Consider the following 25,437-nt stretch of genomic DNA (forward strand, 5'->3'; position numbering starts at 1 on the left):
CCTCCTGATCCCTTAAGCCACGCCATAAATTGTATAAGCCGCATACAGTCCACCTGCGCAAATCGCCACGCCATAGGGCAATTTGTCAGTCATGATTTTTTCCTGAATACTATAGAGGCCCATGTGGGCACACAGATAGGCGCAACCATTTCGTGCTGGTGCCATCATCATAAAAAGCGACATTGCCCCGCCAACCAGCGCCATGCCAATCAGGAAAGGAAAGAGACCTTCAAGACCGGCCCAAAGCCCGGCAACTGTCATCAGTTTGACATCACCCCCGCCCATAATGCCCGCTGCAAACAGGCCGACACCGATCAAAAAGAAGGTTGTGGCGACACCGAAGCTCCAGGCAAAAGAGACCTCAAACGGCGCTACAAAGATATAAACCGGGTAAATTGCAGCCAAAATAACAATCACAACATTTGGAATGCGATATCTGCGCACATCTTCAAGCGCGGCCACCAGCAAAAATGCAGCGAATAATGACAAGGTCATATGGCATATTGTCAGATCAAACATATTACACCTGATATCTTTTTATAATATTTAATTATAAAACCACAAATTTAGAATAAAAAAAGTGATCACCGTCACTAATATAAAAATAAACAAATAAAAAAAGGATGCATAAGCATCCTTTTTAAAAAATAACAGAATGTATTTATATTATTCTGTTGTTGTCGTCGTTGTTGTATCTGTATCTGTTCCGCCATCAACAGCACCGGACAGTGAAGTTGAGACCCGGTCAAATGCGCTTGTCAGGCTGGTCCCGGTAGTTGTCATGGCAGTGATAGCAACGATGGAAATCAGGGCAGCGATCAGACCATATTCAATGGCAGTGGCACCAGATTCATCATTCCAGATATTTTTAATAATTGCAAACATGGTCTTTCTCCTTGGCGATTACTTAAAATTCATAAATTAACTATCCACATTTAAACCTAAGGAAAAGTTTTCAGATGTGATCATAATCACAGGGTTATGTTTTTTATTGATTTTTACTTGTGATCGTCATCACAGCGCCCATCAAAAGCTATGAATTTTCAATCAGGTGACATTTCCCCCACATAAACAAAAATATTTCATTTTTTACAAATAAATTCTCAAAACACACATTTTTCACCTTGTTTTAGATAGATGTGACAACAATCACTTACAAAATCACCTTTTTAGATAATTCTAATAGGAAAAACAGAATCGTTTGGGAGCCACCCATGAGACCCGTTTCAAATCTTACAAAAATAACAGAACTATGGCGTAGCCTCATTACTGATACGCGCGGAACCGCCAGCATTTTGGTCGCTGCGGGTATGGTTGCACTTGTCGGATTTAGCGGGATCGCAACAGACACAGCACGCGCCTATCTGGTCAAAAGCCGCCTGTCCACCGCACTAGATGCCGCAGGGCTTGCCGGGGGCTGGAGCTTCTTTTTAGATACGCGCAACAATGACGTTGATATGTTTTTCAACGCAAACTACCCGACCGGCTATATGGGTTCGACCCTGAATGGCCCCACATTGGTTGTTGATGAAGAAAACGAAAAACTGAGCCTTCAGGCAACGGCATCGGTCCCGACCCTTTTTATGCGGGTCTTTGGTAAAGACAGTATTGATGTCTATGCCTTTGCGGAAATCACCCGGGAAATGCAGGCCCTGGATGCGGTCATCGCCATGGATATGTCGGGATCCATGACCAACAGTGCGGGCAGCGAGTCGCGCATTTCAGCAGCACGCAATGCCGCAACCTCCCTGATTGATATCCTGTTTGGGGACAATACGGAAAAAGACCTGCTGAATATCGGCGTTGTTCCCTGGAACGGTAAAGTCAATGTAACACTGGACGGCACCACCTTTGATGCGGCCGAAACCGTTGAAAATGATGTAGACAGCTTTACCAACCCTGTCTCGGGCCTCAGCCAGGCCAAAACCTATACGGTCAACAACAGCCCGATTCCCCTTTTATGGTCGCCACCTGAAAACTGGAAAGGCTGTGTTTATTCCCGCTTTATTGATGACGATGATAATGACACCAATGGCGATATTCTGGAAACGCCCTATGAATCCGTCTGGGTTGACTGGCCTGCGTGGGAGCATATTGGCCCAGGTAGCGAGCCTGCCAGTTCCAGCGGCTCTGACATCACCATCATTCAATCCAACAGCGGGGCGAACAAATCATCCAACATCACACTTACCTGGAACCAACCCCCTAAAGCAACCAACATCCTGATTGCAGTGGGCAGCCGGGCCAGCGGCTCACAGTTTAATACCCCCAGCGGCTGGACGTCGCTGGCAAATTTTACGGCAAATGATGGCAGTGTGGATCGTTACACCCGTGTCTTTGCCAAGGTCGCCGCCCATAATGAGACAGAGGTCAATATCAGTTCCAGCACAACCGCCCATCAGGGCCTGACCATCTTTGAAGTCGCCAATATTGACTGGAACGATCTGGTCGATGACATCCGCTATTCAGATCACGCCGAACATAATCGTGATTATGTCAGCCTGAACAGCGTGAATGACCTTTATAATACCGGAAACCTGCTGATCGCCGTAGCAGGTCTGGCTGATGATGATTTTTCCGGCTTTTCCTGGTCCAACAGCTTCACTCCGCTGGATGCCGTGCAACAATCCGGCGATGATGGTGAAGATTTAACCCATGCGGTGGCCTATCGCAAAGTCAGCAACACGTATGATTACGGCACCACCCTTTCCACCACGTCCGGTGGGACAGAACCCACATGGGGGCTGATTATCGCCCTTGAAGACCGCAACATCTGTTCTGCCAGCACAACGGGCGGAGAATGTACCCCGTGCCTGTCTCATGGCATTACGCCGCTGACCAACGTAAAATCCAATGTCCAAAGCGCCATTAACGCCCTGCAATCCCCCCAAGGCACCACCAACATCACCCAAGGACTCGGTTGGGCCTGGCGTGTCCTGACACCACAAAGCCCCTTTACAGAAGCAGTTGCAGACCCTGATTACAACCGTCAGCAAGCCATTGTTCTGTTAACCGATGGGGAAAATTATGGCGGGACGGGTGATGGTTATAAGACTGTCTTTGGCAGTGGCACAGGTGCTGGGGATGAAATGGATCAACGCCTGCTTGCTATTGCCAACAACATTAAAAGCAATGGCGTGGTGCTCTATGTCATCCAGTTCGCCAATAACGGAACGGACCTGCAAACCCTGCTGCAGCAAGTCGCCAGCGGCCCGGATTCCCCCTATTATCACTATGCACCAGATGCGGTCGCCCTGCAGGATGTGTTCCGCGAAGTAGCCAATCATCTATCGCAATTGAGACTGAGCAAGTAAATACCTCACCAAAAACTGTCTTCCCGGTGAAAGCCGGGATGACAACTCTAATTGGAATGAGATTCCTGCCTGCGCAGGAATGACAGCTTTTTCCACAGGATCATCATCACCTCCCCTTTCCCCGTCATCCCTGCGAAGGCAGGGATCTAATCCAAAGACGTCAACGCATCAAAGCGGGGGCGGAAGATGGAATATTGATAGAAAGTATTGGTATCAAAGAAACGCCCCATAACAATGGGGGTGTACATCGCATAGACTTCAGAAACGACGATACTTTCGCCGTCACGCACCACAAAGCCTTCGGGCAGGCTTGCGGCCCCGTTTGCAACACCAAACTGACTGGCGCTGTCAGAACTGTTCCATTGCCAGTTCACACGCGGGTTTTCGTCATCATCGGTACTGATGGATGACACAATAACCGATCCTTCATTATCCAGATCAAAGGGACGCATGATATATTCGGCTGCATCATAAAGGTTTGCCAGGTCATCATTGGTCAAACCGCGAGCCTGGGCGGTCAAATCCCCCATCGCGGTGGTTGCACGGTCCAGTTTTTGCTGAAACAGGATAAAGCTTGTCACTTCCACACAGGAAAGTGCCAGAATGGCCAGCATGGGTGTGGCAAAGGCCACTTCGACACTGGTCACCCCTTTTTCATTGTTAAGCAGCCGCTGCAACAATCCCATGACTTAATCCTCCCATGGTTCGTTGCGAACAGTCATGCTGGCACGCAGAGGGAAAACCCCATCATTTTTGGCAAAAAACGGCTCCATCAGCGGCGACATAACTTCCCAGTTGATGGAAACAGTATAGCGCACCACATCACCGGACCCACCAGCGCCATCGACGCCCATATCTTCATCCCACTGACCGTTGTCATTCACATCAGTGTAGGTTTCACCATCGTCATAGCTGGAATTGCCATTGCCATCGATAAAAGGCTCACCCGTTTCAATATCGGCGAAAGAGGGATAGGTTTTCACTTCGATGGTCGCATCATTGATATCGACCAAGCCAATCATGGTGCCATCAATCACCGTGCGGATATAATCTTCCCGGCTGACGTCTTCCTGTTCCTGGCCTGTAATCCCATATCGGGATGCCTCACGAAGGGAACCTTCCAAAAGGGTAGAGGCAAACATAATCAGACCCATTTCCGCCACAGCCATGATAGCAAGCGCAAGCATGGGGAAATAGAGCGCTGCTTCAATCGCTGCCACGCCCTTTTCATCCTGTTTTAAGCTTTTGCATCTGTGCCAGATAGACATAATGACGCACCCTTTCATAGATTCTGCTATTAGAATGGCAGAAATCAGCGCTTTTTTCAGTGACGGACGTCACTGCCCCATTGTTGTCTCTTTTCTTACGTAGGGTGCGCAGAATGAAATTAAGGATTCGATCCATGCGCCGTATTGCCCTGTTTGCTTCACTTGCCTTAGGCATTTCACTTCTGATCGCTTTTGGCTTTTCAACAACCATGACCCCAACCGCCCCCGCATCGGGCTTTGGGGCCTTGGAAGGCAGCATCAAGAAATATGAAACCATTGCCGATACACCACCGGCACCGGACGTGGAATTCACCACAGCCAGCGGGGAGACCATGACCCTTGCTGACTTTAAAGGCAAAACGGTTTTGCTGAACCTGTGGGCCACCTGGTGTCCGCCCTGCATCCGCGAAATGCCGGATTTGAATGAACTGGCAGGCGAATTGAAGGACAAGAATTTTGTGGTTGTCGCCATTGCCACCGGGCGACAGGGCCGTGAAGACCCGGATGAATTTCTGCAAAGCCGGGGGCTGACAGATATTTTATCCTATCACGATAAAAAGCAAAATTTTCTGAAAGCCATGAAGGTCAACACCCTGCCCGTCACCTATATCATCGCCCCGAACGGCACCTTGCAGGGAGAGATCAAAGGGATCACCCATTGGACGAGTGATGAAGCAAAAGCAGCGTTTGAAACGGTGCTGACGCAGCAGTAATTACTGAACGGCTTCCAGTTTTCTTAAAATTTCATCTGGGTTTTCGGCCTTTTTGCTCACCACCCAGAAGACATCAAACTTGCTGATAGAATCAGCGACCAGCCAGCTTGTTTCTGCTTCAAACCCCTTGCGCTGTGCAATGGCCTTGGATGGTTTTAGATAAGACAGGAAATAATCTGCACGTCCCGCCAGCAGCATATCAATGCCACTGTCGATATCACTTGCTTCGATAATATATGGTGCAGTTTCCAGCGCCTTCACTTTCTTGAGCAAGCCGCCATAACCATAACCGGACAGCGTCAGGACTTTCTTACCCTGTAAATCTGTGTGGCTTTCAATATGGGCGGTATTTTTACCGCGATAGGCCACAAGATGAATACTGCTGATAGGCTTTTGCGAATAAAGCGTATTGCCGATCAATAGCGGATGTTTGATCAACATCCCCACATCCACATCCCCATTGACCAGACGTTTCATCAGCACAGGTGTATGGAAAATCTTGTAAGCCGGGGTCAAGCCTGCCTTTTCAAATTCCGCACGGGAATAATCGATCAGCAGACCTTCATAGGTTTGTTGAGGGGTGACAGTATAGAATGGTGGAAAATCAAAGATCCCCACTTTGACAACATCTTCACTTTGCGCAGGCCCATAAAGCCCAACAAGCAGCAAAACCGAAAATATCAATCTAAGTACCATCACTTTAGACAAACGCAGTAGTTTCAAAATAAATTATAATATTATATTGAAGCCACCAATTCTATCCGCAAAAGAACGTAGTCAAAAAAAGGACGAGCAGGCAAGCCTACTCGTCCTTTTTATACGTTTTTTAAAGCATTTATCGGGCAGAAGAATAGCCGATAGACTGCAAGGCTTCGTCGATTTCCGGCAAAATGGTCGGATCATCAATGGTCGCAGGTGCTTTATATTCTTTGCAATCTGCAATTGACTGCATTGTTCCACGAAGGATTTTCCCGGAACGGGTCTTTGGCAGACGCTCAACAACAACACATTTTTTGAAGGCAGCAACGGCGCCGATTTTTTCACGGACCATTTTCACAACTTCAGCAATAATCTCATCGTTGGACTTGGTAACACCCGCTTTCAAAACCAGGAAACCAACCGGGTTCTGGCCTTTCAGCTTGTCGTCCGCACCGATCACGGCACATTCAGCAACATCCGGGTGCGCAGAAAGAACTTCTTCCATACCACCTGTGGACAGACGGTGACCGGCCACATTAATGATATCGTCGGTACGCGCCATAATCGACACATAGCCATCATCATCAATAATGCCCGCATCCGCTGTTGCGTAGAAGCCCGGGAATTCTTCAAGGTATTTCGACTTGTAAAGGTCGTCTTTTTCCCAAAGCGTTGGCAGTGTGCCTGGTGGCAATGGCAGTTTACAAACGATGGCACCAATGGTGTTTGGACCAACCGGATGACCAGCATCATCCAGAACCTGTACGTCCCAACCCGGCATTGGCTTGGTTGGTGAACCCGGCTTGATTTCAAACTCATGCAGACCCAATGGGTTTGCACAGATCGCCCAGCCTGTTTCTGTCTGCCACCAGTGATCCACAACCGGCTTTTTCAGAATGTCCTGCGCCCAGTTCAGTGTATCAGGGTCAGTACGTTCACCCGCCAGATACAGCGCTTTCAGACAGGATGTGTCGTATTTGGACAGGAATTCAGCATTCGGATCATCACGCTTGATGGCACGAAAAGCGGTCGGCGCGGTAAAGAGGACACGAATATTGTAGTCTTCGATCATACGCCAGAACACACCAGCATCCGGCGTGCCAACGGGCTTGCCTTCAAACATAACAGTCGTACAGCCGCTCAACAGCGGGCCATAAACGATGTAAGAATGACCAACAACCCACCCCACATCAGAAGCCGCCCAGTAAACGTCACCAGCTTCAACGTTATAAAGCGCTTTCATGGTGTATTTCAGGGCAACCATGTGGCCGCCGTTGTCACGAACGACACCTTTTGGCTGGCCTGTTGTGCCAGATGTATAAAGGATGTAAAGCGGATCAGTTGCTTTTACAGACACACAACCAACCGGATCAGTTTTTGCAACTTCGGTTGCGTAATCGAAGTCGTAACCTTCTTTCAGTTCAGCTTCAGCTTCTTCACGGGCAACAATAATGGTTGCATCCGGCTTGTGATCTGACAGTTCAATCGCACCGTCCAACAGTGGTTTATAAGCAATCACACGGCCAGGCTCGATCCCGCAGGACGCAGAGATGATCACTTTTGGCTTGGCATCATTGATACGTACCGCCAGTTCGTTTGAGGCAAAACCACCAAACACAACAGAATGAACCGCACCCAAACGCGCAACCGCCAGCATGGCAACCGCAGCTTCCGGGATCATTGGCATATAAATAACGACACGGTCGCCTTTTTCAACACCACGTGCTTTCAAAACACCTGCCAGACGGCCAACCTGATCTTGCAGTTCTGCATATGTTGTTTTGCTTTTGCGGCCTGTGATCGGGCTGTCATAAATAATCGCATCCTGATCGCCACGGCCTTCTTCGACGTGACGGTCTACCGCGTTGTAACAGGTGTTACATTCTGCGCCCGCAAACCAGCGATAAAGCGGTGAATCAGAATCGTCTAATACCTTGTCCCATTTTTTGTCCCATTTGATTTCTTCGGCTGCTTTAGCCCAAAACCCCTCAGGGTTTTCCATGGATTCTTTATATTCTACATCGTACCGGTTGGTCATAACGTCCCCATTTCCAAGCGATTTTTCCCAAAAAACGTCTGAAAGAACTCCCTCTCTCTCAAACCATGGGCCGAAGCATGCCTCAAAACGATAAAAAAATAAAGCGTTAATTTGGTATTGTTTTACCGATTTATAAAAGTATATACCTATTGAGGAGAATAATATTTCAATTTGGTCGGTAAAATTCTGGCATTTTTTATAACCCTAAGTGCTTTTTGCTATTCCTGCGCGCTTTGTATGCTGCTATGAATTTATCCAAATAAAAATTCAAATTCGGGACAAGGACATCATGGAAAATATTTACGATATTCATCTGGATAAAACGGCTGCGAACTACGAGCCGCTCTCTCCATTGTCATTTATTAAACGCACAGCGATGGTTTATCCGGATCGCCCTTCTGTGATCCATGGCGATAAGGTTTTCACCTGGAAAGAAACCTATGAACGTTCTGTACGTCTCGCTTCTGCCCTGAAAAAGATGGGCATCAAAAAAGGCGATACGGTTGCGGTTATGGGCAATAACACGCCGGAAACCTATGAAGCCCACTTTGGTGTGCCCATGTGCGGTGCCGTCCTGAATACATTAAACATCCGCCTGGATGCAGAAGCCATCGCTTTCATCCTGCAACATGGCGAAGCAAAAGTCGTTTTCACGGATCGTGAATTCTCTGAAATCACAAAATCCGCCGTTGCCCGTCTGGAAAAGAAACCGGTTCTGATCGACATCGACGACCCGGAAGCTGTAGGTGGTGAACTGATCGGCCAGGAAGATTATGAATCCTTTATCTCAAAAGGTGACAAAGAATATGAATGGGAAGGCCCGGCCGATGAATGGGATGCAATTTCCCTTAACTACACATCCGGCACAACAGGCAACCCCAAAGGCGTTGTCTACCATCACCGTGGTGCCTACCTGAACGCCATCGGCAATGCGCTTGACTGGAACATGCAACAGCATCCGGTTTACCTGTGGACATTGCCGATGTTCCACTGTAACGGCTGGTGCTTTGCCTGGACCTTGGCCGCCAAAGCAGGAACAAACATCTGCCTGCGCCGCGTGAATGCCAAAAACATCTATGCGGCCATTGAAGAACATAAAGTCACCAACTTCTGTGGTGCGCCAATCGTTCTTTCTTTTGTGATCAACGCAACAGACGAAGAAAAGAAACCGTTTGACCATAAATGTTCCATCATGACCGCTGCGGCCCCACCGCCTGCGTCCGTTCTAAAAGCCATTCAGGATGAAGGGTTCGATGTAACCCACGCTTACGGCCTGACAGAAACATATGGCCCTGCCGTCTTCTGCGCCTGGAAAGAGGAATGGAACGAACTGCCGATTGAACGTCAGGCTTACCAGAAAGCCCGCCAAGGCGTGCGCTACACCCTTGAAGAAGGCCTCATGATCGCGGATAGCGAAACAACGATCGAAAAACCATGGGACGGCGAAAGCATGGGTGAAGTCTGCTTCCGCGGTAACATCGTGATGAAGGGCTATCTGAAAAACCCGACAGCCACGGACGAAGCCTTTAAAGACGGTTGGTTCCATTCCGGTGACTTGGGCGTTAAACACCCTGATGGCTATATCCAGCTGAAAGACCGTTCCAAAGACATCATCATTTCCGGTGGGGAAAATATCTCTTCCATCGAAGTGGAAGACACGCTTTATCGCCACCCGGATGTGGCGGCGGCAGCTGTGGTTGCCAAGCCGGATGAAAAATGGGGTGAAACACCTGCGGCCTTTATTGAACTGAAACCAAGTGCGGGCAACATCAGTGAAGAAGATATCATCAAACACTGCCGCGACAACCTCGCACACTTCAAATGCCCACGCACGGTGATTTTCCAGGACCTGCCAAAGACATCTACAGGCAAAATCCAGAAGTTCATCCTGCGTGATGCCTTGCGAAAAGAAGCTGGCGAACTCTAAGTCCAGCTGGGTAATAAAATATTCCATGTGATTTTTTTCAAATCGCATGGAATATTTTTCATTTCAAATTGTTTGTGTTGTTACAGGCCTCGGTAATGAGGCGAAAAATGAAACGATTAACAAGACAAGGACACTGAAATGAAACTCAAAATGATTATTGCTGTTGGCGCAGCATTGCTGGCATCCACATCCGCCTTTGCCGATCATCACATGGCAAAAGCCATCAAAAAATCTGATGTCAAAGGGGCTGCGGCTTTCACAACAGCCAAGGGCATGACACTTTACACTTTCGATAAAGATGTCGCGAACAAATCCAATTGTTACGGAAAATGCGCCAAAAACTGGCCGCCTATGGCTGCAACAGCAAATTCAAAAGATGATGGTGATTTCACTGTCCTGATGCGGACCGATGGCACCTATCAGTGGGCCTATAAAGGTCATCCTCTTTACACCTGGATTAAAGATTCCAAACCCGGCGACAATACGGGTGACGGTATCAAAGGTGTTTGGCATACAGCCCGTCCATAATGGTATATGCTTTGCGGGTAACGAAAGTCCTCCATCCGTTGCCCGCAAACTTTGAAATCGATTGATGACAGAAACCCAAAAACTCATCATTGAAAACCTTCCGAACTTGAGGCGTTACGCTTTAAGCCTGGCGGGTGATCGCGAAAAGGCCGATGATCTGGTGCAGGATTGTCTTGTGCGTGCCATGGCGCGCCTGCATTTGTGGGAACCGGGGTCAAACATGCGCACCTGGCTCTTTTCCATCCTGCATAATCTTTACATTAACAACGTGAAACGCGCCCAAATTCGACCCGATAGCAAAAGCATTGAAGATGGCCATAACCTTGATCAGGCCCAACCCGCCAATCAGGAAAAGCGCCTGATTGTCCACGACATTGACAAGGCCCTGTCTTTATTGCCCCTGGAACAGAAAGAAGTCATATTGCTGGTCGGGCTGGAACAGCTCACTTACGATGAAGCAGCCGACGTTCTGGGGATATCCAAAGGAACGGTGATGTCACGGCTGCACCGTGGACGCGAGAAATTAAAATCCATCATGGGAATGCAGAAAACCGCCATGCTCAGGAGTATCAAATGACCATTCAAACTCCCCTTCATGATCATGATCTTCATGCCTATGTCGATAATCTTCTCTCCGAAGAAGAGATCGAAATCGTTGATGCCTGGCTTGCAGAAAATGCCGAAGACGCCATGCGCGTTCATGCTTATAAATTACAAAATGCAAAGCTTCGAAATAAATTTAGCCTTCAGGATGAACCGGAAATTCCACAGGAAATGCTGGATATCGTCCTGAAAGGCAACGAAAAAACCAAGTCCTCGTGGCAAATGCCTTGGCTGAAAATAGCTGCCACACTTCTGTTCATCACTTTCGGTGCCGTTGGTGGCTGGTCACTAAACAGCATCCTTGCACCGGATCAGCAGAAACAGGCCGCGACCTTCGTCAGCAATGCCATGGGTGCCCATCGCATTTTCACTGCCGAAGTTCTTCATCCGGTGGAAGTCAATGCCGACCAGGAAGCTCATTTGGTGAAATGGTTGTCCAAACGTGTAGGCGTTGAAATCACCATTCCCGATCTCAATGACCAAGGTTTTGGCCTGGTTGGAGGACGTCTGCTGTCAGACCTGTCTATTCCCGCTGCACAGTTTATGTATGAGAATGAACAAGGTCAGCGTTTGACGCTGTTTGTGCGTTCTGCACAGGCAGAAGACACGGCTTTTAAATATGTCCAGAACAACGATGAAACAGCATTCTACTGGATTGATAACGCCTTTGCCTACGCCCTGGTTGCCCCGTTGCAAAAAGCACAAATGATGCCGATTGCCCATCAAGTCTATGAAGCGCTTGATCCAGACAATTAAATGCCGCAAGGCAGGGTATGGCCCCTGCCTTGCAAGCCCGCGCTTGACGGATATTTACTTCTTCAACTCACCCAAAGGATGAACCAAATTCACGTGGCCCATTTTGCGACCACGACGGGTTGAAGCTTTGCCATAAAGGTGAAGTTTTGCATTGGGTTCGTTCAGATAGTCCGGCCATTTTTCAACATCAAAGCCGATCAGGTTTTTCATGACGAGGTCGTTGCGACGCTCAACTGAGCCCAACGGCAAGCCGCAGACGGCGCGCACAAATTGTTCAAACTGGTCAGAATAACAGGCATCCTGCGTCCAGTGACCGGAGTTGTGCGGACGCGGTGCCACTTCGTTTACCACCAACTGATCATCTTTGGTGTGGAACATTTCAACAGCCAACAGGCCGATAATTTCCATCTTTTCAGCCAAAGTCACCGCGATGCGTACGGCTTCTTCAATCAACCCGTCAGGAATGTGTGCAGGCACAGTAGATGTATCCAGAATACCATCCACATGGACGTTTTCAGCTGGTTCAAACGCGGTCCATTGCCCACAGGCACTGCGCGCAACTACGACGGAGATTTCACGTTGGAAATCCACAAAGCCTTCCAGCACACTTGGGGCATCGGCCATGGTCTCATATGCAGTTGCCAGATCGGTTTCCGGTCGGATCAATGCCTGGCCCTTACCGTCATAGCCCATGCGGGTTGTTTTCAGGATGCTGGGACGGCCCAATTCTTCAACCGCCTTTTCCAGATCTGCAAGGCTATCGACTTGCTTGAACGGTGCTGTCGGGATACCGCAATCATTGACGAATGTCTTTTCGATCAAACGATCCTGGGAGATATGCAGACAGTTCCAGCCCGGGCGGACTTCGACATGGTCGGTCAGCAGCTGTGCGCTTTCATGCGGGATATTTTCAAACTCAAAGGTCACTACATCGACGGAATCAGCAAATTTAACCAACGCATCATGATCATCATAATCAGCAACCGTGGCTTTCAAGGCCACCTGTTCAGCCGGACTGTCCGCATCAGGCCCATAGACGTGGCACATATATCCAAGACGGGCCGCTGCAAGGGCGGTCATACGGCCCAGTTGACCGTTACCAATGATACCGATTGTGCTGCCAGGTGGCAGGGCTTTAAGTTCGCTCATGATCTTATACTCAGGCTTCGTCTACAGGGATTTCAGCAACAGAGGCCGTTTGCTTTTCGCGGAATGCATCCAGCTTGGCAGCCACAGCATCATCTTGAAGCGCAATAATACTGGCAGCCATGATGCCTGCGTTTTTTGCACCTGCATCGCCAATTGCCAAAGTACCAACCGGCACACCCCCTGGCATTTGGGCAATGGAATAGAGACTGTCAAGGCCGTTCAACGCGCGGCTTTTAACCGGAACGCCCAAAACAGGCAGTGGCGTCATAGCAGCGGCCATACCGGGAAGGTGAGCGGCCCCACCAGCCCCTGCGATAATAACTTGCAGGCCACGCCCTTTGGCGTTGGTTGCGTAATCATACAGACGCTGCGGCGTACGGTGTGCAGAAACAATGCGTTTTTCATACGAAACGCCCATTTCTTCCAACATCTCTGCGGCGAGTTTCATGGTTGGCCAATCTGACTGGCTGCCCATAATGATTCCAACTGAAGGTGTTGCGCTATCCATGATATTTTCCTGCATTCGCTCACTGTGAAAAAGGGGCGTATTATATGGATAGATAGCATTTGCGCAAGGTTTTTAACATTTATCAATCATTTCAGCGTACTATATATAAGAAGAGTGTGATTTCGAACCTTCGAGGCCGCCATGCCCATCGATGACATTAAACCGACAGACGCGATAAAGCCCTACATCGGGAAAAAGCAAAACCAAAAGGGACGTTCCTATAAACAAGGCACAGGCTACTTTGGCGACAGTCCGTACCCCAACAGCGATGATCAAGCCATGGGGGATGTCACTTCTTTTATGAATATCCCGCAGGAAGAACTCACGCCCGCTGTGACCGATGCAGTGATTTCACTGATGGAAGAAATCGATCATCTGCGTGAAGACGTCGCCATGTCCCATTCGCTGGAGCATAAATTGTCCCGTAGTGTGGATAATCATATGGACTTGCCCGTTCTGACCCGCCATGCGCTGATGCGCGAAATATCGGTGATGGCTGTTCATGTGGGGCAATCCAACAGCGCAAGTACATTCGTTTATTTTCAGATTAAAAACATCGGCCAGATTAAAACGGATTATGGCCTGTTGGCCGCCGAAGCCGCCATTCGCGAAACAGCGGAAATCTTAAATGTACACCTGCGCGAAACCGATCGGATCGGCACTTTGGGCGGGGATGGCTTTGGGATTATTCTGGCCCTTAGTGATCAGAAACAATCCTTTGAAAAGGTCAACAGCCTGGCCCGTCTGGTCATGCAAGGACCGATCATTTATGACGGACGTATTCTGGATCTGGACATTGCCTATGGCCTGCACCCCATCCAGCCAGGACAGGAAGCATTGAATATCGTTCATCAGGCAGATTGTGATCTTCGAAAACAGATGCTTACGCGATAATATCTGGCACGATTCTGGCTTCAAGCAACGCGATCTGATCTTTAAGCACGAGTTTTCTCTTCTTCAAACGTTGCAGCTGCAGCTGATCATAGGGTGGTTCTTCAACCAGCCGATTGATGACGTCATCCAGATCGCGGTGCTCGGTTTGAAGTGTTGCAAGTTTGACATGCAAATCACGGGTTTCAGGCATTTGTATCCCGGCTTGTTATTGTAATCGAAGTCCGTAAGCGGCATCATAACATATTCAGCACAGGGGAATATCAAAAAAGGAAAGATCATGGCGAAAAAACGTATCGGCGTTCTGACAAGTGGCGGGGACTGCGCCGGATTAAATGCCGCCATCCGGGCGGTGGCCCGTCGTGCCATTGATGGCTATGATTGGGAAGTGGTCGGTATCAGAAATGGAACCCTGGGTCTGATCTCCACCCCCGTAGATGCCGAAGTCTTAGGCAAAGAAAGCTTCAGTGGAACCTTGTTGCGCCAGGGCGGCACCTTTTTAGGGACCACAAATAAGGGGGACCCTTTTGCCTATCCCATGGAAGACGGCAGCCTGAAAGACAGATCAGAGGAATTTATTGCAGGTTTTCGCGAACTGGATCTACAAGGCCTGATCGGCATCGGCGGTGACGGGTCCATGAAGATTCTGAACAAACTGTGTGAACGAGGCGATATCCCCTTTATTGGCATCCCCAAAACCATCGATAACGATGTGGCCTTTACCGAATTTACCATTGGCTTCACTACGGCCGTCAATGTAGCGGTCGATGCACTTGATCGCCTTCATCCCACGGCGGCCAGTCACAACCGGATTATGGTGTTGGAAGTCATGGGTCGCGATGCCGGACATATTGCCTTGCAGGCAGGCATTGCAGGCGGCGCAGATGTAATTTTACTGCCGGAAATCAAATATGACATGAAGAAAGTCGCAGAAAAAATCCGCCGCGTTTATGAAGGTGAAAAACGCAGTCATGCCCTGGTTGTGGTTTCCGAAGCCATCCGCACCAGCGCGGGCGAAACCATCATGCATGCCAATGAAGACGGCAAAATGAATTACGGCGGTGTCGGCCATGTAATCGGAGACCAAATCGCCAAGGAAACAGGCGCAGACACACGCGTTACAGTACTTGGTCATGTGCAACGCGGCGGAACACCCGCCATGCGTGACAGGGTCATTGCCTCAGCCTTTGGGGTCAAGGCGGTGGACCTGATGGCACAGGGTAAAACCAACCGGATGGTTGCCTGGCAACACCGCGAGGTAGTTGACGTTCCCTTGGAAGAAGTGGTCACACGCTACAACCATATCGACGTGGCAGGAACACTGGTTGATACGGCCAAGGGGCTGGGGATATGTCTGGGTGATTAAGGTGATTTTTGACGCGGCGCACAACAAGCTTTTCTAGCGCAAGAAGTGTTTTTTTTGTATCATAAATGCTTCTTAAAACTGTCACGAGGAGGTTGTCCGCATGAGCGTACAAGATCGTATTGAATCTCTTAAGTTTAAGCACGAAGAACTCGAAACAAAAATCTCAGCTGAAGAATTAAGACCTCACCCTGACGACGACTTACTCCACGATCTCAAACGGCAAAAGCTCAAAGTGAAAGACGAAATCACAACCCTGGCACCGAACTAAGATCGTCAGATTTACAAAAGCACCTCAATAAAAATTGAGGTGCTTTTCTTATGTTTGCGCGGGTGAGAGAGTTATTCTTCCTCCTCAGCCTGTTTCTGTTTTGCATGTTGAACGGCTTTTTCAAGTTCTGTGATTTGTTTTATTCTATCAGTCATATTGATTTTTCCGGCAGCGGCTTTTGAGATTTCAAACACTTTCAAGGCTTCGTCAAAATAGCCCACACTAGCATAGACGTGTCCTAATAAAGTGCCAGTAATGGCAATGCCATCCGGTTGTTTAAACTGAAGGAATAGTTGAAAACTTTCTGATAGCTCATCCAAGATAATTGAGGCTTGTCCTTTCTCCAATCCATCCCCATTTAAGCGTATTCGGGTGATAAATAAAAGCAAATAGGCAATATTCTGTCTGTCTTCTACTTCACGAAGGACTGGCAACACCTCTTCTGACTGAATGCGCAAAGCCTCATCAACGTTTCCTTGTTCATGATAAATGTCTGCAATTTTTCCCATTGTAACCGCTTTTGACCTTATGTCCCCAAGTTGTTCATAAACAGGGAGCTGTTCTTCACGCCGAATGCGCAAGGCCTCACAAATGTTTCCTTGTTTTTGAAAAATATCTGCAATTTGCCCCATGGTGACCGCTTTTGAACTTACATCACCCAGTCGTTCATACACAGATAGTTCTTCTTCATGCCGAATATGCAAGGCTTCATCAATGTTTCCTTGTTGCAGTAATATGTCTGCAATTTGCCCCATGGTAACGGCTTTTGATTTTACGTCCCCGAGTTGTTCATAGACAGGGAGTTCTTCTTCATGCCGAATGCGCAAGGCCTCATCAATGTTTCCCTGTTGCTGATAAATGTCTGCAATTCCTCCCATTGCAATGGCTTTTTCTCTTATGTCACCGAGTTGTTCATAGACAGGGAGTTGTTCTTCCCACCGGATACGCAATGCTTCATCAATATGCCCTTGCCGCTGATAAATGTTGGCGATTTTACCCATTGTTACGGCTTTTGATCTTAAGTCGTCTAATTCGTCAAACAGCGTTATCGCTTGTTCAAATTTTTCTAATGTCTGTTGCGGGCCATCACGTTGCAGAGTGGAATCCGCAAAAAGGACAAGAACTTGTGCTAGCGTTTTCTTGTCTTTGGATTGTAAATTAAGGCCTTGTTCTAACAGTTTAGTTCTTAAAGACCATTCACCAACACGTTCGGCGCAATTACTGGCCACTAAAATTAGGTCTGGCTCAGGGGCGCCATTTTGGTTTGCAATGATTTCAAGTGCTTGTTGAACCAGTGAAAGTGCAGTGTTGGCATCATGAAGTTTCCAAAATAAATATTGTCCACCAGCGCACACAGCTGAATTTATAATATCGCATGGGGCGCCCCCTGCCAAGGCGACACGGGCCAAGTCTAAGCCACGAGGGTCATGATGAATATCGCCATCTTCGTCACGCCAGGCGCTTGCAAGAGGTTCTATGACACTGGCGGAAAGCTTATTAATTTCCTCTTCTGTCAATTCCGGTTGTGCAAGCGGGCTGGCAAGGGGATTGATGGAAGCACAATCGTAACCATCAAAAGTCCCCCAGTTATCAAGCAAGCCCAAACCCATCAAGCGTTGAACGACGGCATCATGATCTTCAAGATTTAAACAATCCCCAAGAGCCTGTATGGCCGTTAAAGGAACAGGAATGCCAACGGTAAAAAGTTTTATTGCTCGCAACAATTCATGTTGATCTTTAGTCAGTGCGTTCAAATAAGTTTCAAAGGAAAGTCGTTCAAAAAAGTCCTGTGCCGCACTTTCGTCCTCGGGAATTTCACCGGAAGCTTTCCAGCTTTCAACAGCATTAATCGCATTTTCAGCTGTTTCAGCATCACCTGAAAAGATCGGCTGGGTCAGGATTTGTTGGAGCCCAGGATTGCCTTCCGCTGTCTCACAGGCTTTCTGGATCAAGTCGTGCGCAGCCTCATCCAGAGCGACTGGTTTTTCCTGATTACGTCTTGCTGCCTGCCATTGTTTTTGCTGTTGGCGACCTTCCATCGGTCTTAACGCAATCGTATTGAGTTTTGAGGCAAGGTCACGTCCGCGACGATCGGGCAGAGTGAAAGTATAGCGGCTGGTCAGCAGCAACCTTGATTTCTTTTTATAATCCGCAAAGGCGGTCAGGATAGCGCCCAATGTATCACGATAAAGATTGAGCCGATCATCAGCATCTTTAACAGGCGTGATTTTCTGGTTTGGTTTTGGGTCTTCCAGAATTTGTTCCAGATCATCAATGATCAACAAAATCGGATTGTTCAAAAACGGACCAGTCAGCATGGCTTCCAAAGCATCGGCCAGCACCGTTGGATCCGTTGCAATTTGTTCTTCCCAGCAGCTGCGAAACTTCTTTTTATCTTCTACCGGAAGGGCTTTGATAAGACGCTCAAACACAGAAGAGGCATCATAATCGCCATAGATGACAACTGTATTCAACTGCGGCAAACGGTTGGCAATACGTGCGGCCAGGCTGGATTTCCCCAGATTACCCATCCCCTGAACCAGCGTACCTGCATTTTTTCCGGCCCTGAAAGCACTCAGTACTTTTTGGGCATCGCGTCGTCTGCCCACAAATTCACGTGCGTTTGCGACCGGAACATTATTTTCAACCTTGTCCAGAAATTCCGTATAGCCAGCTTCTTTTTTCAACCCCCTAATGTCTTTACCTGCCTGACATAACGCGCCACCACCGGCTGTCCCGGTGTAAAGGCGAGCCAAATGCCAGTGTTTTCCGGTTTGCGGGTCCCGCTGGTTTTTGCGCAAGGTCTCCAGACGTGCGATTGCCATCGCATAGGAAATGCTGTGATATTCACCCAGTTCATGATAGAGCTTTTCGGCGAAAAATTTGGCATCACTATCATAAACCGAACCATCCCAACCAATGACATTTGCCACCCCGGCCTGGATCAAGTGACGGGCAAAGGGTTCAGAAAACTCTGCTCCCTCTGTATTTGCTTTGGCTGCGGTTTTACAGGCCGAAAGAAAGACCAGTGGCGGCATATTTTCCCCAAGGGTGTCAATGATGTCACCAACGCTGGCATCTTTCTCATCTCCTTCCGGGCTTTCCAGACATAAAAAGGGGTTTCCGTCTTTATCAATATCGCCGTGGCAGGAAAAGTGGACCACATCGAAAGGCCCTTGCTGGGCCAGATGCGGTTTCAAAAATTCCAGACAACCGCTTTCTTCAACGCTGACATAAACGTCCAGCTGTTCGGTTGCGTTCAGGATGGCAACTTCTTCTGCCTCATAATCTAGTTCATTTTGACCCGTTGGGGCTGCGGCCATAAAGGTCATGGTCAAATCTTGATAGCGTGGTTCAAACGGTGCGGTTTGTGCATCTGTGCCAATACGACGATAAGGCTTAAAACGCTGAACTTCATTTGCCGCCAGATACATATTATCAGTCGCCAGAATTTCCCATGGTAAGTCCAGCAAGGCTTTGGCTTGAGGAGAATTTACGATTTCCGTTCGAATTTCCAACTCACGATTGCCCGTTTTGGAAAGCCATCCCGACGCCCATTTCCCATGGTTCAGCCAGTCAAAAATCTCCTGCCCCAACATTAAAAGCAGGTTGTTATTTTCTGATTTTACAATATCTGAATAGCGTTCATTCCAGTCCGCCATCTGTTGAAGACAGGCGTCATCAAGAGGAATGCGATAGGGCGCCTCACCTTCACACTGACAGATTATGTTTTTGCCGTTAATGCTGATTTGAGCTTTCATAGCCGTTCCCCAACTTGTCCTGTTCTTCATATTGCAGGTGCATAATTCCATACAAAATTGCAAACAGCAAAGGTTAATCGGAGCATGGTTAAAAAACTAGGGATTGCAATCAATATTGCGCAAACAGATAGTCTGAGCCAAAACCTTTAAGCCTGAGTTTCGTCAACTGGGAAAAGACCACCAAATCTTTTGTATTCAGGGCAAAGCGGTGGGAGGCATAAAGCATCAGCTTTTGTGGGCTGAGCTTAATCGGTTTGGCAAACTGGCTGAAGCTGAGGTTTCTGTTTTCCACCATTTCCACAAAACGAAAATCAGGCGTCAGGATCGCATCTACCTTGCCTGCGAGCAGTGCCGTCATCAGGTCACGATGAGACTTGAATTTCAGTACCGGACCATGGGGGTGTCGGGCGATGATTTCACTGCTGACGCCTTTGCTGCTGACGCCTACTTTTTTATTGGCAAGGTCTTTTGCGGATTTGATTTCCTGTTTGGGCAAACTCGCAATCACAAAGTAACTGGTGGAAATCGGCGTGATCGGAATGGCGTAGGAATTGCGTTTTTTACTTTCCAGAAACACACCTAAATCAACCTTGCCATCACGGGTCAAGGCAACTGCGCGCGGGAAAGGCAAGACGGAAAAGATAAGTTTTGATCCGGTCTGCTGTTCAATCTTGTGAAAGATATTTAACAGCGGACCTTTCCAACTGCCATCCGGCTCTTTTTCCAGCAGATTTTTAATGTAAGGCACGACAATTTTGACCTCCCGTTGCTCTTGCGCAATAGCAGGAAATGCCCAAGCAAGGACGGCACCAAAGGCCAGATATGTCAAAAACTTACGTACCATCTCCGCAATATAGGGGATAGTACGTATATTTAGCAAGCCTGTACGTTACTTCATTTAGATAATAATTTTATGACAGTTATGCGTCACGACGTCCGCGTTCAATCCACATCATCAATAACAGGGAAATGGTTGCCAGCACTGTATAGCCTGCAATCATCGGCACCAGCGTCTGATCATAAAATTGTCCGATCAACGCCCCAAAAGACATGGATACAAGTGTGGTCCCCGCCCCGATGAAGCTGGAGGCAATCCCGGCGATATGCCCCATCGGTTCCATAGCCATGGCATTTGAATTGCCAAACAGAATGCCCATGAAAAAGAAGATCAGCACCATCGCGGTCATAAACAGCACAAACGGCGGATGGCCGTCCGTTGCCAGAAGATAGGTCATAAACAAGGCGGATGTCGCAATCAGCATTTTCAGGGACAGTTGCATCAAGGCGCGCATCCCGTACTTCATCACCAGCTTGCCATTCACCACAGACGATGCGCCAACGGCCAGCGCCAGAATAGCAAAGTAAAGCGGGAAGAGTTCGTCAATCCCATAGATATCCAGATAAAGCAGTTTCGCCGTATTGAGATAAGCCACCAGGCAGGCAAAGGCCAAACCGCCCACCACCATATATCCGGCAGAGATGCGGTTGGTCAGGGCTTCTTTTGCGCCCTTCAGGATCGGGCGCATCTCAAGCTTGATACGGTGTTCTTTATGTAGTGTTTCCGGCTGGCGGATAACCAGCCACATTGTCACGGCAAATGCCAATATAGCAAAGGCATAAAAGATACTTTCCCAGGTCGCAAAGAACAGAAGTCCCGCCCCCAGCGCCGGAGCCAGCGCGGGCACCAGAATAAAGATGCTGATCACAAACGACATGATCTTCGCCATTTCCCGACCCGCATATTGGTCGCGCACAAAGGCGATGGTTAGCGTGCGAGGACCCGCAACACCAAAACCCTGAATAAAACGTCCCCACAGCAAAACTTCATACGTCGGGGCAAAGGCAGAGATCAGGGAGCCAACAATAAACAGCGCCAGCCCAATATAGGTCGCAGGTTTGCGCCCGATACTGTCTGACAGCGGGCCATAAAAAATCTGCCCAATCGCCATCCCCAGAAACAACACACCCACAACCAGTTGCAGCTGATTTTGATCCGTCACATCAAAGCTGGAGCCAATGGCATGAAACGCAGGCAGAATGGCATCAATGGCCAACGCCACCAAAGACATTAAAAACGCCATCAAGGCAATGAATTCACCCGTTGACTGACGAGCTTGGGGGACAGTTTGTGACATAAGGAAGGTACTTCTAAGATCAAATTATTAATATCATTTGAAACAGACTATAAGCCCTTCCAGATTATATCACAGTGAAATGTCTCACATTCCAAAGATATTTATTTTAGCTCTGCTTCAATGACCAATTCATTGGTAATGGTGCGATGAACCGGGCATTTTTCGGCAATTTCAAAAATCTTCTGGCGTTCCTCATCGGTTAAATCACCTTTGATGGTGATTTCGGTTTTGATCTGATCCACTTTTCCTTTTTCCGTTTCACAGGTTTCGCAATCGGCTGCATGGATTTTATCATGGCGCAGACGGACTTCGGCGCGATCCAGTTTATAACCTTTACGATCCGCATACATGCGCATGGTCATGGATTTACAGGCCCCAAGGGCAGCCAGCAGCAGATCATAAGGGGTTGCCCCGGTGTTATTGCCCCCGACACGTTCCGGTTCATCCCCGGTAATCACATGACCAGAACCCGTAACAATCTGATTGATAAACTTCCCTGCCCCGGTTTCAGCCACAACCACACTGCCTTCAACCGCGCGCGGGCGTTTATTCTGTTCTTCCAGTGGATTGTCCAGATAGCGACCGGCCCAGGCCGACAAGACATCCGCCACATAATCCGCATCTATTTTTCGTGTAAGAAGATGGTCTGCATCTTCTAAAGACACAAAACTTTTGGGATGTTTCGCCGCACTATAAATCCGGGCCGCATTGTCAATCGACACGGTTTCATCCATGGGCGCGTGAAAGACCAGCAAGGCAGCTTTCAAGGATTGGATATCATCTTCCAGCCTGGTGGCTTCAATATCATCCAGAAACTGCTTCTGAATTTTAAACGGACGCCCGGCCAGTTGCACTTCGGCCTCGCCTTTTTCGGTAATCTCATCAATATGGCAGCCAAAATTATGCGCCACATGGGCAGGGTCCGCAGGTGCCCCGATGGTGGAGACAGCGCGGATTTCAGGGATTGATTTCTGTGCAGCCAACACAGCCGCCCCACCGAGTGAATGCCCAATAAGGATGGTTGGGGCTTCAAGTTCATTGCGCATATAATCTGCGGCAGCGACAAGATCAGCCACATTGGAGGAAAAGTTCGTATTGGCAAATTCCCCATCACTCGCCCCAAGCCCGGTAAAATCAAACCGCAAGACCGCAATGCCACGATCACTTAAACGCTGCGCAATTCGGCTGGCAGCAAAGATATCCTTGGTGCAGGTAAAACAATGGGCAAACAACGCGTATGCTTTTGGGGGACCTGCGGGAAGGTCAAGCCGTGCAGCCAGTTCCGCCCCATTTGCGCCTGCAAAAGTAATCCGTTTTGTCTGAAAAGCCATTGTGTTTGCATCCTTAATCTATCTGGTTCAGCAACAGAGATAGAAACAAGATAGCGATAGAACAAGGCTATGGACATCAAGTCACGTGAATGTGATCAGCAATTAATCCAGAAACTTTTCCAACTGATCCAACGTGGCCTCCCAGCCATGGATGTGCTGATCGACCAATTCCGCTACATCCTGATGGGTCACCACGATCTCTGTAGCCATTGCATCCGGCTTAAAGTCAATCAGGACTTTAGACGTTCCTTCCCCACCCGGCATGGGATCGACCCATTCCCAGGTGAATGACAGATGACGGGCTTCCTGGATAGAAAGGAAAGTGCCGAACAAAGTCACACTCTGGTCCGGGCCGATGGCATATTCAAATCGGTAGCTGCCCTTTTCAACAAAATCAAAGGCAAGAACCTTCACCGCCATCTCCGGTGACGGCGTAAACCATTTTTCAACGGCCTCTTTGCTCGCAAAAGCCTGAAAGACCGTTACCGTATCATGATTGATCTGTCGAGAAACGACGGCCTGGCTCATCAGCGTTTCATCAATGTGCTGGCACTACGATGTCCGGTGAGCTTGCAAAAGACATCTTCGATCTTGCCGAAAATTTCCTTACGGGTCTTGACCGCATTGATCACATCAATCAGGCGACGGCGATAGAACAGGATGGTTTCTGCTGAATTTTCCGACTCATCGCTCAGCCAGTAGACCATAGTTGCACTGTAGACAGCGGCCAGAGAGGCACGTTTGGTGTAATAGTTGAAATCAACGGATTCATCGCCGCAAGACCACCAGATTTCATCCACCGCATTCCACACCACCTGCACGCCTTGCGGGGCATGTTTGGGGATTGTGTAAAAAGACATGGCCTTGCGCACGGCCTCTTTATAAGGCGCTTCGATTTCCAGACGGATACGCATGGCTTCTTCCAGACGTTTGCCGATGCCCATGCCGTCCATATCCAGCTCTTCCAGCTTTGCAGACATCTGGCGATTGATATAGGCCGCAAAATGGGCAAGCACTTCCGCCACCCCGTCCGGGAAGGCGCGCACCGCCATGGATGCTTCATAGCCAGCTTCAACCGCACCTTCTTCAACAGCCGCATCAGTCCAGCCGTCAAACAGCACGTTGGGCAGGGTTGCCAGAAGAATGTCGTCTTTTACTTTGATGTCTTGCATGGTTTTAGTCTTTCAAAGCCTTTTGCAGTTCCTCAACATAGCCGAAGCTGGACAGGTCGTCCATACGTTGCGGATAGAGAATTCCGTCCAGATGATCACATTCATGCTGGACGACTCGGGCATGAAAACCGCTTGCGTCACGCTCAATCACCTCCCCATTGGCATCCAGACCGCTATATTTGATGTTGGTATAGCGTTTAACCGGGCCTGCCATACCGGGGATGGACAAGCATCCTTCCACCGCTACATTGGTCTCCTCACCCACAGGTTCAATCACCGGGTTGATCAGGACCGTCAGCGGCACTTCGCTGTCTTCGCCACGTTCAGATGGCACATGAAACATCACCAGACGCAAGGGAACATGCACTTGCGGGGCCGCAAGCCCAGCGCCATTGGCGTCATGCATGGTGTCCACCATGTCACGGACAAGGCGTTGGATTTCAGGGTCTTTCGGGTCTTCAACGGGATTGGCAGGCATGCGCAACACCGGATGTCCCATACGGGCGATCTTCAAAATTGTCATGTTTTGCTATATAATGACTTTTTGTGGCCGATGCCATACTGAATCCACTTGAACATAAAAGATTCATATGCTATGTCCCCGCTTCCTCTCCACACCAGTGGTTTGGACTGGGCATATGGCCCTGTTGTTATTTTGTATAAGGAGGCCCTGACCATCGTACAGGTAGTAGTTCGCGACAATAATGTCGACCAGGCACTGAAAGCTTTGAAAAAGAAAATGCAGCGTGAAGGCGTTTTCCGTGAAATGAAACTTCGCCGCCACTATGAAAAACCATCTGAGAAAAAAGCACGTGAAGACGCTGAAGCAGTTCGTCGCGCACGTAAGCTTGAGCGCAAGCGCATCGAGCGTGAAGGCTTCTAAACACCCTTCCCTTTCTTAGGGAAAGACTGTTTATACTCAGACTACATTTTCTACAGATCCCTCCCATGCCTGAGGGGTGATCTGGTTTATACTACTTGAAAGGTGGTGATGTGGGCGTTTGTTGTTC

26 protein-coding genes are annotated in these 25,437 nt (G+C 48.6%); 10 read left to right on the forward strand and 16 right to left on the reverse strand.

The features are described 5' to 3' along the window. Window positions 1-12: 12 nt before the first annotated feature. Complete coding sequence (locus RYZ26_RS12305) at window positions 13-495, reverse strand: A24 family peptidase (protein WP_317683514.1); 483 nt, start codon at window positions 493-495, stop codon at window positions 13-15. 171 nt (window positions 496-666) lie between these two features. Then, entirely contained in the window at window positions 667-885 is a 219-nt protein-coding gene (locus RYZ26_RS12310) for a Flp family type IVb pilin (RefSeq protein ID WP_317683515.1), read from the reverse strand. A 329-nt stretch (window positions 886-1,214) separates the two neighbouring features. Here RYZ26_RS12310 and RYZ26_RS12315 point away from each other — a divergent pair, with 329 nt between their 5' ends. Next, the gene (locus RYZ26_RS12315) at window positions 1,215-3,314 is read left to right on the forward strand and encodes a VWA domain-containing protein (RefSeq protein WP_317683516.1); all 2,100 of its coding nucleotides are present in this window, start codon (window positions 1,215-1,217) and stop codon (window positions 3,312-3,314) included. Window positions 3,315-3,460: 146 nt separating this feature from the next. Here RYZ26_RS12315 and RYZ26_RS12320 read toward each other — a convergent pair whose 3' ends face one another. Then, window positions 3,461-4,000: a TadE/TadG family type IV pilus assembly protein gene (locus tag RYZ26_RS12320; protein WP_317683517.1), complete on the reverse strand. Its 540-nt coding sequence runs from the start codon at window positions 3,998-4,000 to the stop codon at window positions 3,461-3,463. 3 nt (window positions 4,001-4,003) lie between these two features. Further along, complete coding sequence (locus tag RYZ26_RS12325; RefSeq protein WP_317683518.1) at window positions 4,004-4,582, reverse strand: TadE/TadG family type IV pilus assembly protein; 579 nt, start codon at window positions 4,580-4,582, stop codon at window positions 4,004-4,006. Window positions 4,583-4,695: 113 nt separating this feature from the next. Here RYZ26_RS12325 and RYZ26_RS12330 point away from each other — a divergent pair, with 113 nt between their 5' ends. Continuing rightward, the gene (locus RYZ26_RS12330; protein WP_317683519.1) at window positions 4,696-5,295 is read left to right on the forward strand and encodes a TlpA disulfide reductase family protein; all 600 of its coding nucleotides are present in this window, start codon (window positions 4,696-4,698) and stop codon (window positions 5,293-5,295) included. On the opposite strand, the gene RYZ26_RS12335 is transcribed toward RYZ26_RS12330, so the two are convergent. Together RYZ26_RS12335 and RYZ26_RS12340 are read right to left on the reverse strand one after the other, a co-directional pair. Continuing rightward, entirely contained in the window at window positions 5,296-5,979 is a 684-nt protein-coding gene (locus tag RYZ26_RS12335; RefSeq protein ID WP_317683520.1) for a substrate-binding periplasmic protein, read from the reverse strand. Between the two features lie 151 nt (window positions 5,980-6,130). Next, the gene (locus RYZ26_RS12340) at window positions 6,131-8,032 is read right to left on the reverse strand and encodes a propionyl-CoA synthetase (RefSeq protein WP_317683521.1); all 1,902 of its coding nucleotides are present in this window, start codon (window positions 8,030-8,032) and stop codon (window positions 6,131-6,133) included. A gap of 289 nt (window positions 8,033-8,321) precedes the next feature. Here RYZ26_RS12340 and RYZ26_RS12345 point away from each other — a divergent pair, with 289 nt between their 5' ends. From RYZ26_RS12345 to RYZ26_RS12360, 4 genes are all read left to right on the forward strand, one after another. Then, the gene (locus RYZ26_RS12345; RefSeq protein WP_317683522.1) at window positions 8,322-9,959 is read left to right on the forward strand and encodes an acyl-CoA synthetase; all 1,638 of its coding nucleotides are present in this window, start codon (window positions 8,322-8,324) and stop codon (window positions 9,957-9,959) included. A 138-nt stretch (window positions 9,960-10,097) separates the two neighbouring features. After that, window positions 10,098-10,487, forward strand: coding sequence for a COG4315 family predicted lipoprotein (locus RYZ26_RS12350; protein ID WP_317683523.1), 390 nt, complete (start codon window positions 10,098-10,100; stop codon window positions 10,485-10,487). Between the two features lie 64 nt (window positions 10,488-10,551). After that, window positions 10,552-11,064: a sigma-70 family RNA polymerase sigma factor gene (locus RYZ26_RS12355; protein WP_317683524.1), complete on the forward strand. Its 513-nt coding sequence runs from the start codon at window positions 10,552-10,554 to the stop codon at window positions 11,062-11,064. Then, a complete protein-coding gene (locus RYZ26_RS12360) occupies window positions 11,061-11,846 on the forward strand; it encodes an anti-sigma factor family protein (protein WP_317683525.1) in 786 nt (261 codons plus the stop codon). The genes RYZ26_RS12355 and RYZ26_RS12360 overlap by 4 nt, the downstream gene beginning before the upstream one ends. Before the next feature lie 54 nt (window positions 11,847-11,900). Here RYZ26_RS12360 and RYZ26_RS12365 read toward each other — a convergent pair whose 3' ends face one another. Continuing rightward, a complete protein-coding gene (locus RYZ26_RS12365; RefSeq protein ID WP_317683526.1) occupies window positions 11,901-12,995 on the reverse strand; it encodes a 5-(carboxyamino)imidazole ribonucleotide synthase in 1,095 nt (364 codons plus the stop codon). 10 nt (window positions 12,996-13,005) lie between these two features. Continuing rightward, a complete protein-coding gene (gene purE / locus RYZ26_RS12370) occupies window positions 13,006-13,503 on the reverse strand; it encodes a 5-(carboxyamino)imidazole ribonucleotide mutase (protein ID WP_317683527.1) in 498 nt (165 codons plus the stop codon). Window positions 13,504-13,644: 141 nt separating this feature from the next. Between purE and RYZ26_RS12375 the strand changes: the two genes are divergently transcribed. Beyond that, the gene (locus RYZ26_RS12375) at window positions 13,645-14,397 is read left to right on the forward strand and encodes a GGDEF domain-containing protein (RefSeq protein WP_317683529.1); all 753 of its coding nucleotides are present in this window, start codon (window positions 13,645-13,647) and stop codon (window positions 14,395-14,397) included. Here the strand turns inward: RYZ26_RS12375 and RYZ26_RS12380 are convergent. After that, window positions 14,387-14,587 (reverse strand): YdcH family protein, encoded by a 201-nt coding sequence (locus RYZ26_RS12380; protein ID WP_317683530.1) that lies wholly within the window; start codon window positions 14,585-14,587, stop codon window positions 14,387-14,389. The two genes, RYZ26_RS12375 and RYZ26_RS12380, sit on opposite strands and share 11 nt — an antisense overlap. 87 nt (window positions 14,588-14,674) lie before the next feature. On the opposite strand from RYZ26_RS12380, the gene RYZ26_RS12385 reads away from it, so the two are divergent. Together RYZ26_RS12385 and RYZ26_RS12390 are read left to right on the forward strand one after the other, a co-directional pair. Further along, a complete protein-coding gene (locus RYZ26_RS12385) occupies window positions 14,675-15,760 on the forward strand; it encodes an ATP-dependent 6-phosphofructokinase (protein ID WP_317683531.1) in 1,086 nt (361 codons plus the stop codon). 100 nt (window positions 15,761-15,860) lie between these two features. Next, window positions 15,861-16,028 (forward strand): YdcH family protein, encoded by a 168-nt coding sequence (locus tag RYZ26_RS12390; RefSeq protein ID WP_317683532.1) that lies wholly within the window; start codon window positions 15,861-15,863, stop codon window positions 16,026-16,028. Window positions 16,029-16,099: 71 nt separating this feature from the next. On the opposite strand, the gene RYZ26_RS12395 is transcribed toward RYZ26_RS12390, so the two are convergent. The 7 genes from RYZ26_RS12395 to def form a co-directional block, all read right to left on the reverse strand. Next, complete coding sequence (locus RYZ26_RS12395; protein ID WP_317683533.1) at window positions 16,100-19,789, reverse strand: CHAT domain-containing protein; 3,690 nt, start codon at window positions 19,787-19,789, stop codon at window positions 16,100-16,102. A gap of 109 nt (window positions 19,790-19,898) precedes the next feature. Next, window positions 19,899-20,537 carry a substrate-binding periplasmic protein gene (locus tag RYZ26_RS12400; RefSeq protein ID WP_317683534.1) on the reverse strand — a complete coding sequence of 213 codons (639 nt, stop codon included), beginning with the start codon at window positions 20,535-20,537 and terminating at the stop codon, window positions 19,899-19,901. A gap of 172 nt (window positions 20,538-20,709) precedes the next feature. Further along, on the reverse strand, window positions 20,710-21,924 hold the full coding sequence (locus RYZ26_RS12405; protein WP_317683535.1) for a multidrug effflux MFS transporter: 1,215 nt from the start codon (window positions 21,922-21,924) through the stop codon (window positions 20,710-20,712). Window positions 21,925-22,025: 101 nt separating this feature from the next. Beyond that, window positions 22,026-23,255 carry a bifunctional alpha/beta hydrolase/OsmC family protein gene (locus tag RYZ26_RS12410; RefSeq protein WP_317683536.1) on the reverse strand — a complete coding sequence of 410 codons (1,230 nt, stop codon included), beginning with the start codon at window positions 23,253-23,255 and terminating at the stop codon, window positions 22,026-22,028. Window positions 23,256-23,357: 102 nt separating this feature from the next. Continuing rightward, window positions 23,358-23,783, reverse strand: coding sequence for an SRPBCC family protein (locus RYZ26_RS12415; protein WP_317683537.1), 426 nt, complete (start codon window positions 23,781-23,783; stop codon window positions 23,358-23,360). Continuing rightward, a complete protein-coding gene (locus RYZ26_RS12420) occupies window positions 23,783-24,427 on the reverse strand; it encodes a COQ9 family protein (protein ID WP_317683538.1) in 645 nt (214 codons plus the stop codon). The genes RYZ26_RS12415 and RYZ26_RS12420 overlap by 1 nt, the downstream gene beginning before the upstream one ends. A gap of 4 nt (window positions 24,428-24,431) precedes the next feature. Next, window positions 24,432-24,950 carry a peptide deformylase gene (gene def, locus RYZ26_RS12425; RefSeq protein ID WP_317683539.1) on the reverse strand — a complete coding sequence of 173 codons (519 nt, stop codon included), beginning with the start codon at window positions 24,948-24,950 and terminating at the stop codon, window positions 24,432-24,434. A 153-nt stretch (window positions 24,951-25,103) separates the two neighbouring features. On the opposite strand from def, the gene rpsU reads away from it, so the two are divergent. Continuing rightward, the gene (gene rpsU, locus RYZ26_RS12430) at window positions 25,104-25,310 is read left to right on the forward strand and encodes a 30S ribosomal protein S21 (protein ID WP_317683570.1); all 207 of its coding nucleotides are present in this window, start codon (window positions 25,104-25,106) and stop codon (window positions 25,308-25,310) included. Window positions 25,311-25,437: the final 127 nt, after the last annotated feature.

The sequence above is a fragment of the Terasakiella sediminum genome (assembly GCF_033100395.1).
Taxonomy (GTDB): Bacteria; Pseudomonadota; Alphaproteobacteria; order Rhodospirillales; family Terasakiellaceae; genus Terasakiella.

Excerpts from the sequence above, each read along its gene's own strand:
- RYZ26_RS12345 (WP_317683522.1), top strand. The coding sequence starts at position 8,322 with ATGGAAAATATTTACGATATTCATCTGGATAAAACGGCTGCGAACTAC.
- RYZ26_RS12415 (WP_317683537.1), bottom strand. The coding sequence starts at position 23,783 with ATGAGCCAGGCCGTCGTTTCTCGACAGATCAATCATGATACGGTAACG.
- RYZ26_RS12310 (WP_317683515.1), bottom strand. The coding sequence starts at position 885 with ATGTTTGCAATTATTAAAAATATCTGGAATGATGAATCTGGTGCCACT.
- RYZ26_RS12405 (WP_317683535.1), bottom strand. The coding sequence starts at position 21,924 with ATGTCACAAACTGTCCCCCAAGCTCGTCAGTCAACGGGTGAATTCATT.
- RYZ26_RS12390 (WP_317683532.1), top strand. The coding sequence starts at position 15,861 with ATGAGCGTACAAGATCGTATTGAATCTCTTAAGTTTAAGCACGAAGAA.
- RYZ26_RS12315 (WP_317683516.1), top strand. The coding sequence starts at position 1,215 with ATGAGACCCGTTTCAAATCTTACAAAAATAACAGAACTATGGCGTAGC.
- RYZ26_RS12325 (WP_317683518.1), bottom strand. The coding sequence starts at position 4,582 with ATGTCTATCTGGCACAGATGCAAAAGCTTAAAACAGGATGAAAAGGGC.
- RYZ26_RS12305 (WP_317683514.1), bottom strand. The coding sequence starts at position 495 with ATGACCTTGTCATTATTCGCTGCATTTTTGCTGGTGGCCGCGCTTGAA.
- RYZ26_RS12395 (WP_317683533.1), bottom strand. The coding sequence starts at position 19,789 with ATGAAAGCTCAAATCAGCATTAACGGCAAAAACATAATCTGTCAGTGT.
- RYZ26_RS12420 (WP_317683538.1), bottom strand. The coding sequence starts at position 24,427 with ATGCAAGACATCAAAGTAAAAGACGACATTCTTCTGGCAACCCTGCCC.
- RYZ26_RS12330 (WP_317683519.1), top strand. The coding sequence starts at position 4,696 with ATGAAATTAAGGATTCGATCCATGCGCCGTATTGCCCTGTTTGCTTCA.
- RYZ26_RS12355 (WP_317683524.1), top strand. The coding sequence starts at position 10,552 with ATGACAGAAACCCAAAAACTCATCATTGAAAACCTTCCGAACTTGAGG.
- RYZ26_RS12385 (WP_317683531.1), top strand. The coding sequence starts at position 14,675 with ATGGCGAAAAAACGTATCGGCGTTCTGACAAGTGGCGGGGACTGCGCC.
- RYZ26_RS12375 (WP_317683529.1), top strand. The coding sequence starts at position 13,645 with ATGCCCATCGATGACATTAAACCGACAGACGCGATAAAGCCCTACATC.
- RYZ26_RS12340 (WP_317683521.1), bottom strand. The coding sequence starts at position 8,032 with ATGACCAACCGGTACGATGTAGAATATAAAGAATCCATGGAAAACCCT.
- RYZ26_RS12410 (WP_317683536.1), bottom strand. The coding sequence starts at position 23,255 with ATGGCTTTTCAGACAAAACGGATTACTTTTGCAGGCGCAAATGGGGCG.
- def (WP_317683539.1), bottom strand. The coding sequence starts at position 24,950 with ATGACAATTTTGAAGATCGCCCGTATGGGACATCCGGTGTTGCGCATG.
- RYZ26_RS12350 (WP_317683523.1), top strand. The coding sequence starts at position 10,098 with ATGAAACTCAAAATGATTATTGCTGTTGGCGCAGCATTGCTGGCATCC.
- RYZ26_RS12365 (WP_317683526.1), bottom strand. The coding sequence starts at position 12,995 with ATGAGCGAACTTAAAGCCCTGCCACCTGGCAGCACAATCGGTATCATT.
- RYZ26_RS12320 (WP_317683517.1), bottom strand. The coding sequence starts at position 4,000 with ATGGGATTGTTGCAGCGGCTGCTTAACAATGAAAAAGGGGTGACCAGT.
- RYZ26_RS12380 (WP_317683530.1), bottom strand. The coding sequence starts at position 14,587 with ATGCCTGAAACCCGTGATTTGCATGTCAAACTTGCAACACTTCAAACC.
- RYZ26_RS12360 (WP_317683525.1), top strand. The coding sequence starts at position 11,061 with ATGACCATTCAAACTCCCCTTCATGATCATGATCTTCATGCCTATGTC.
- purE (WP_317683527.1), bottom strand. The coding sequence starts at position 13,503 with ATGGATAGCGCAACACCTTCAGTTGGAATCATTATGGGCAGCCAGTCA.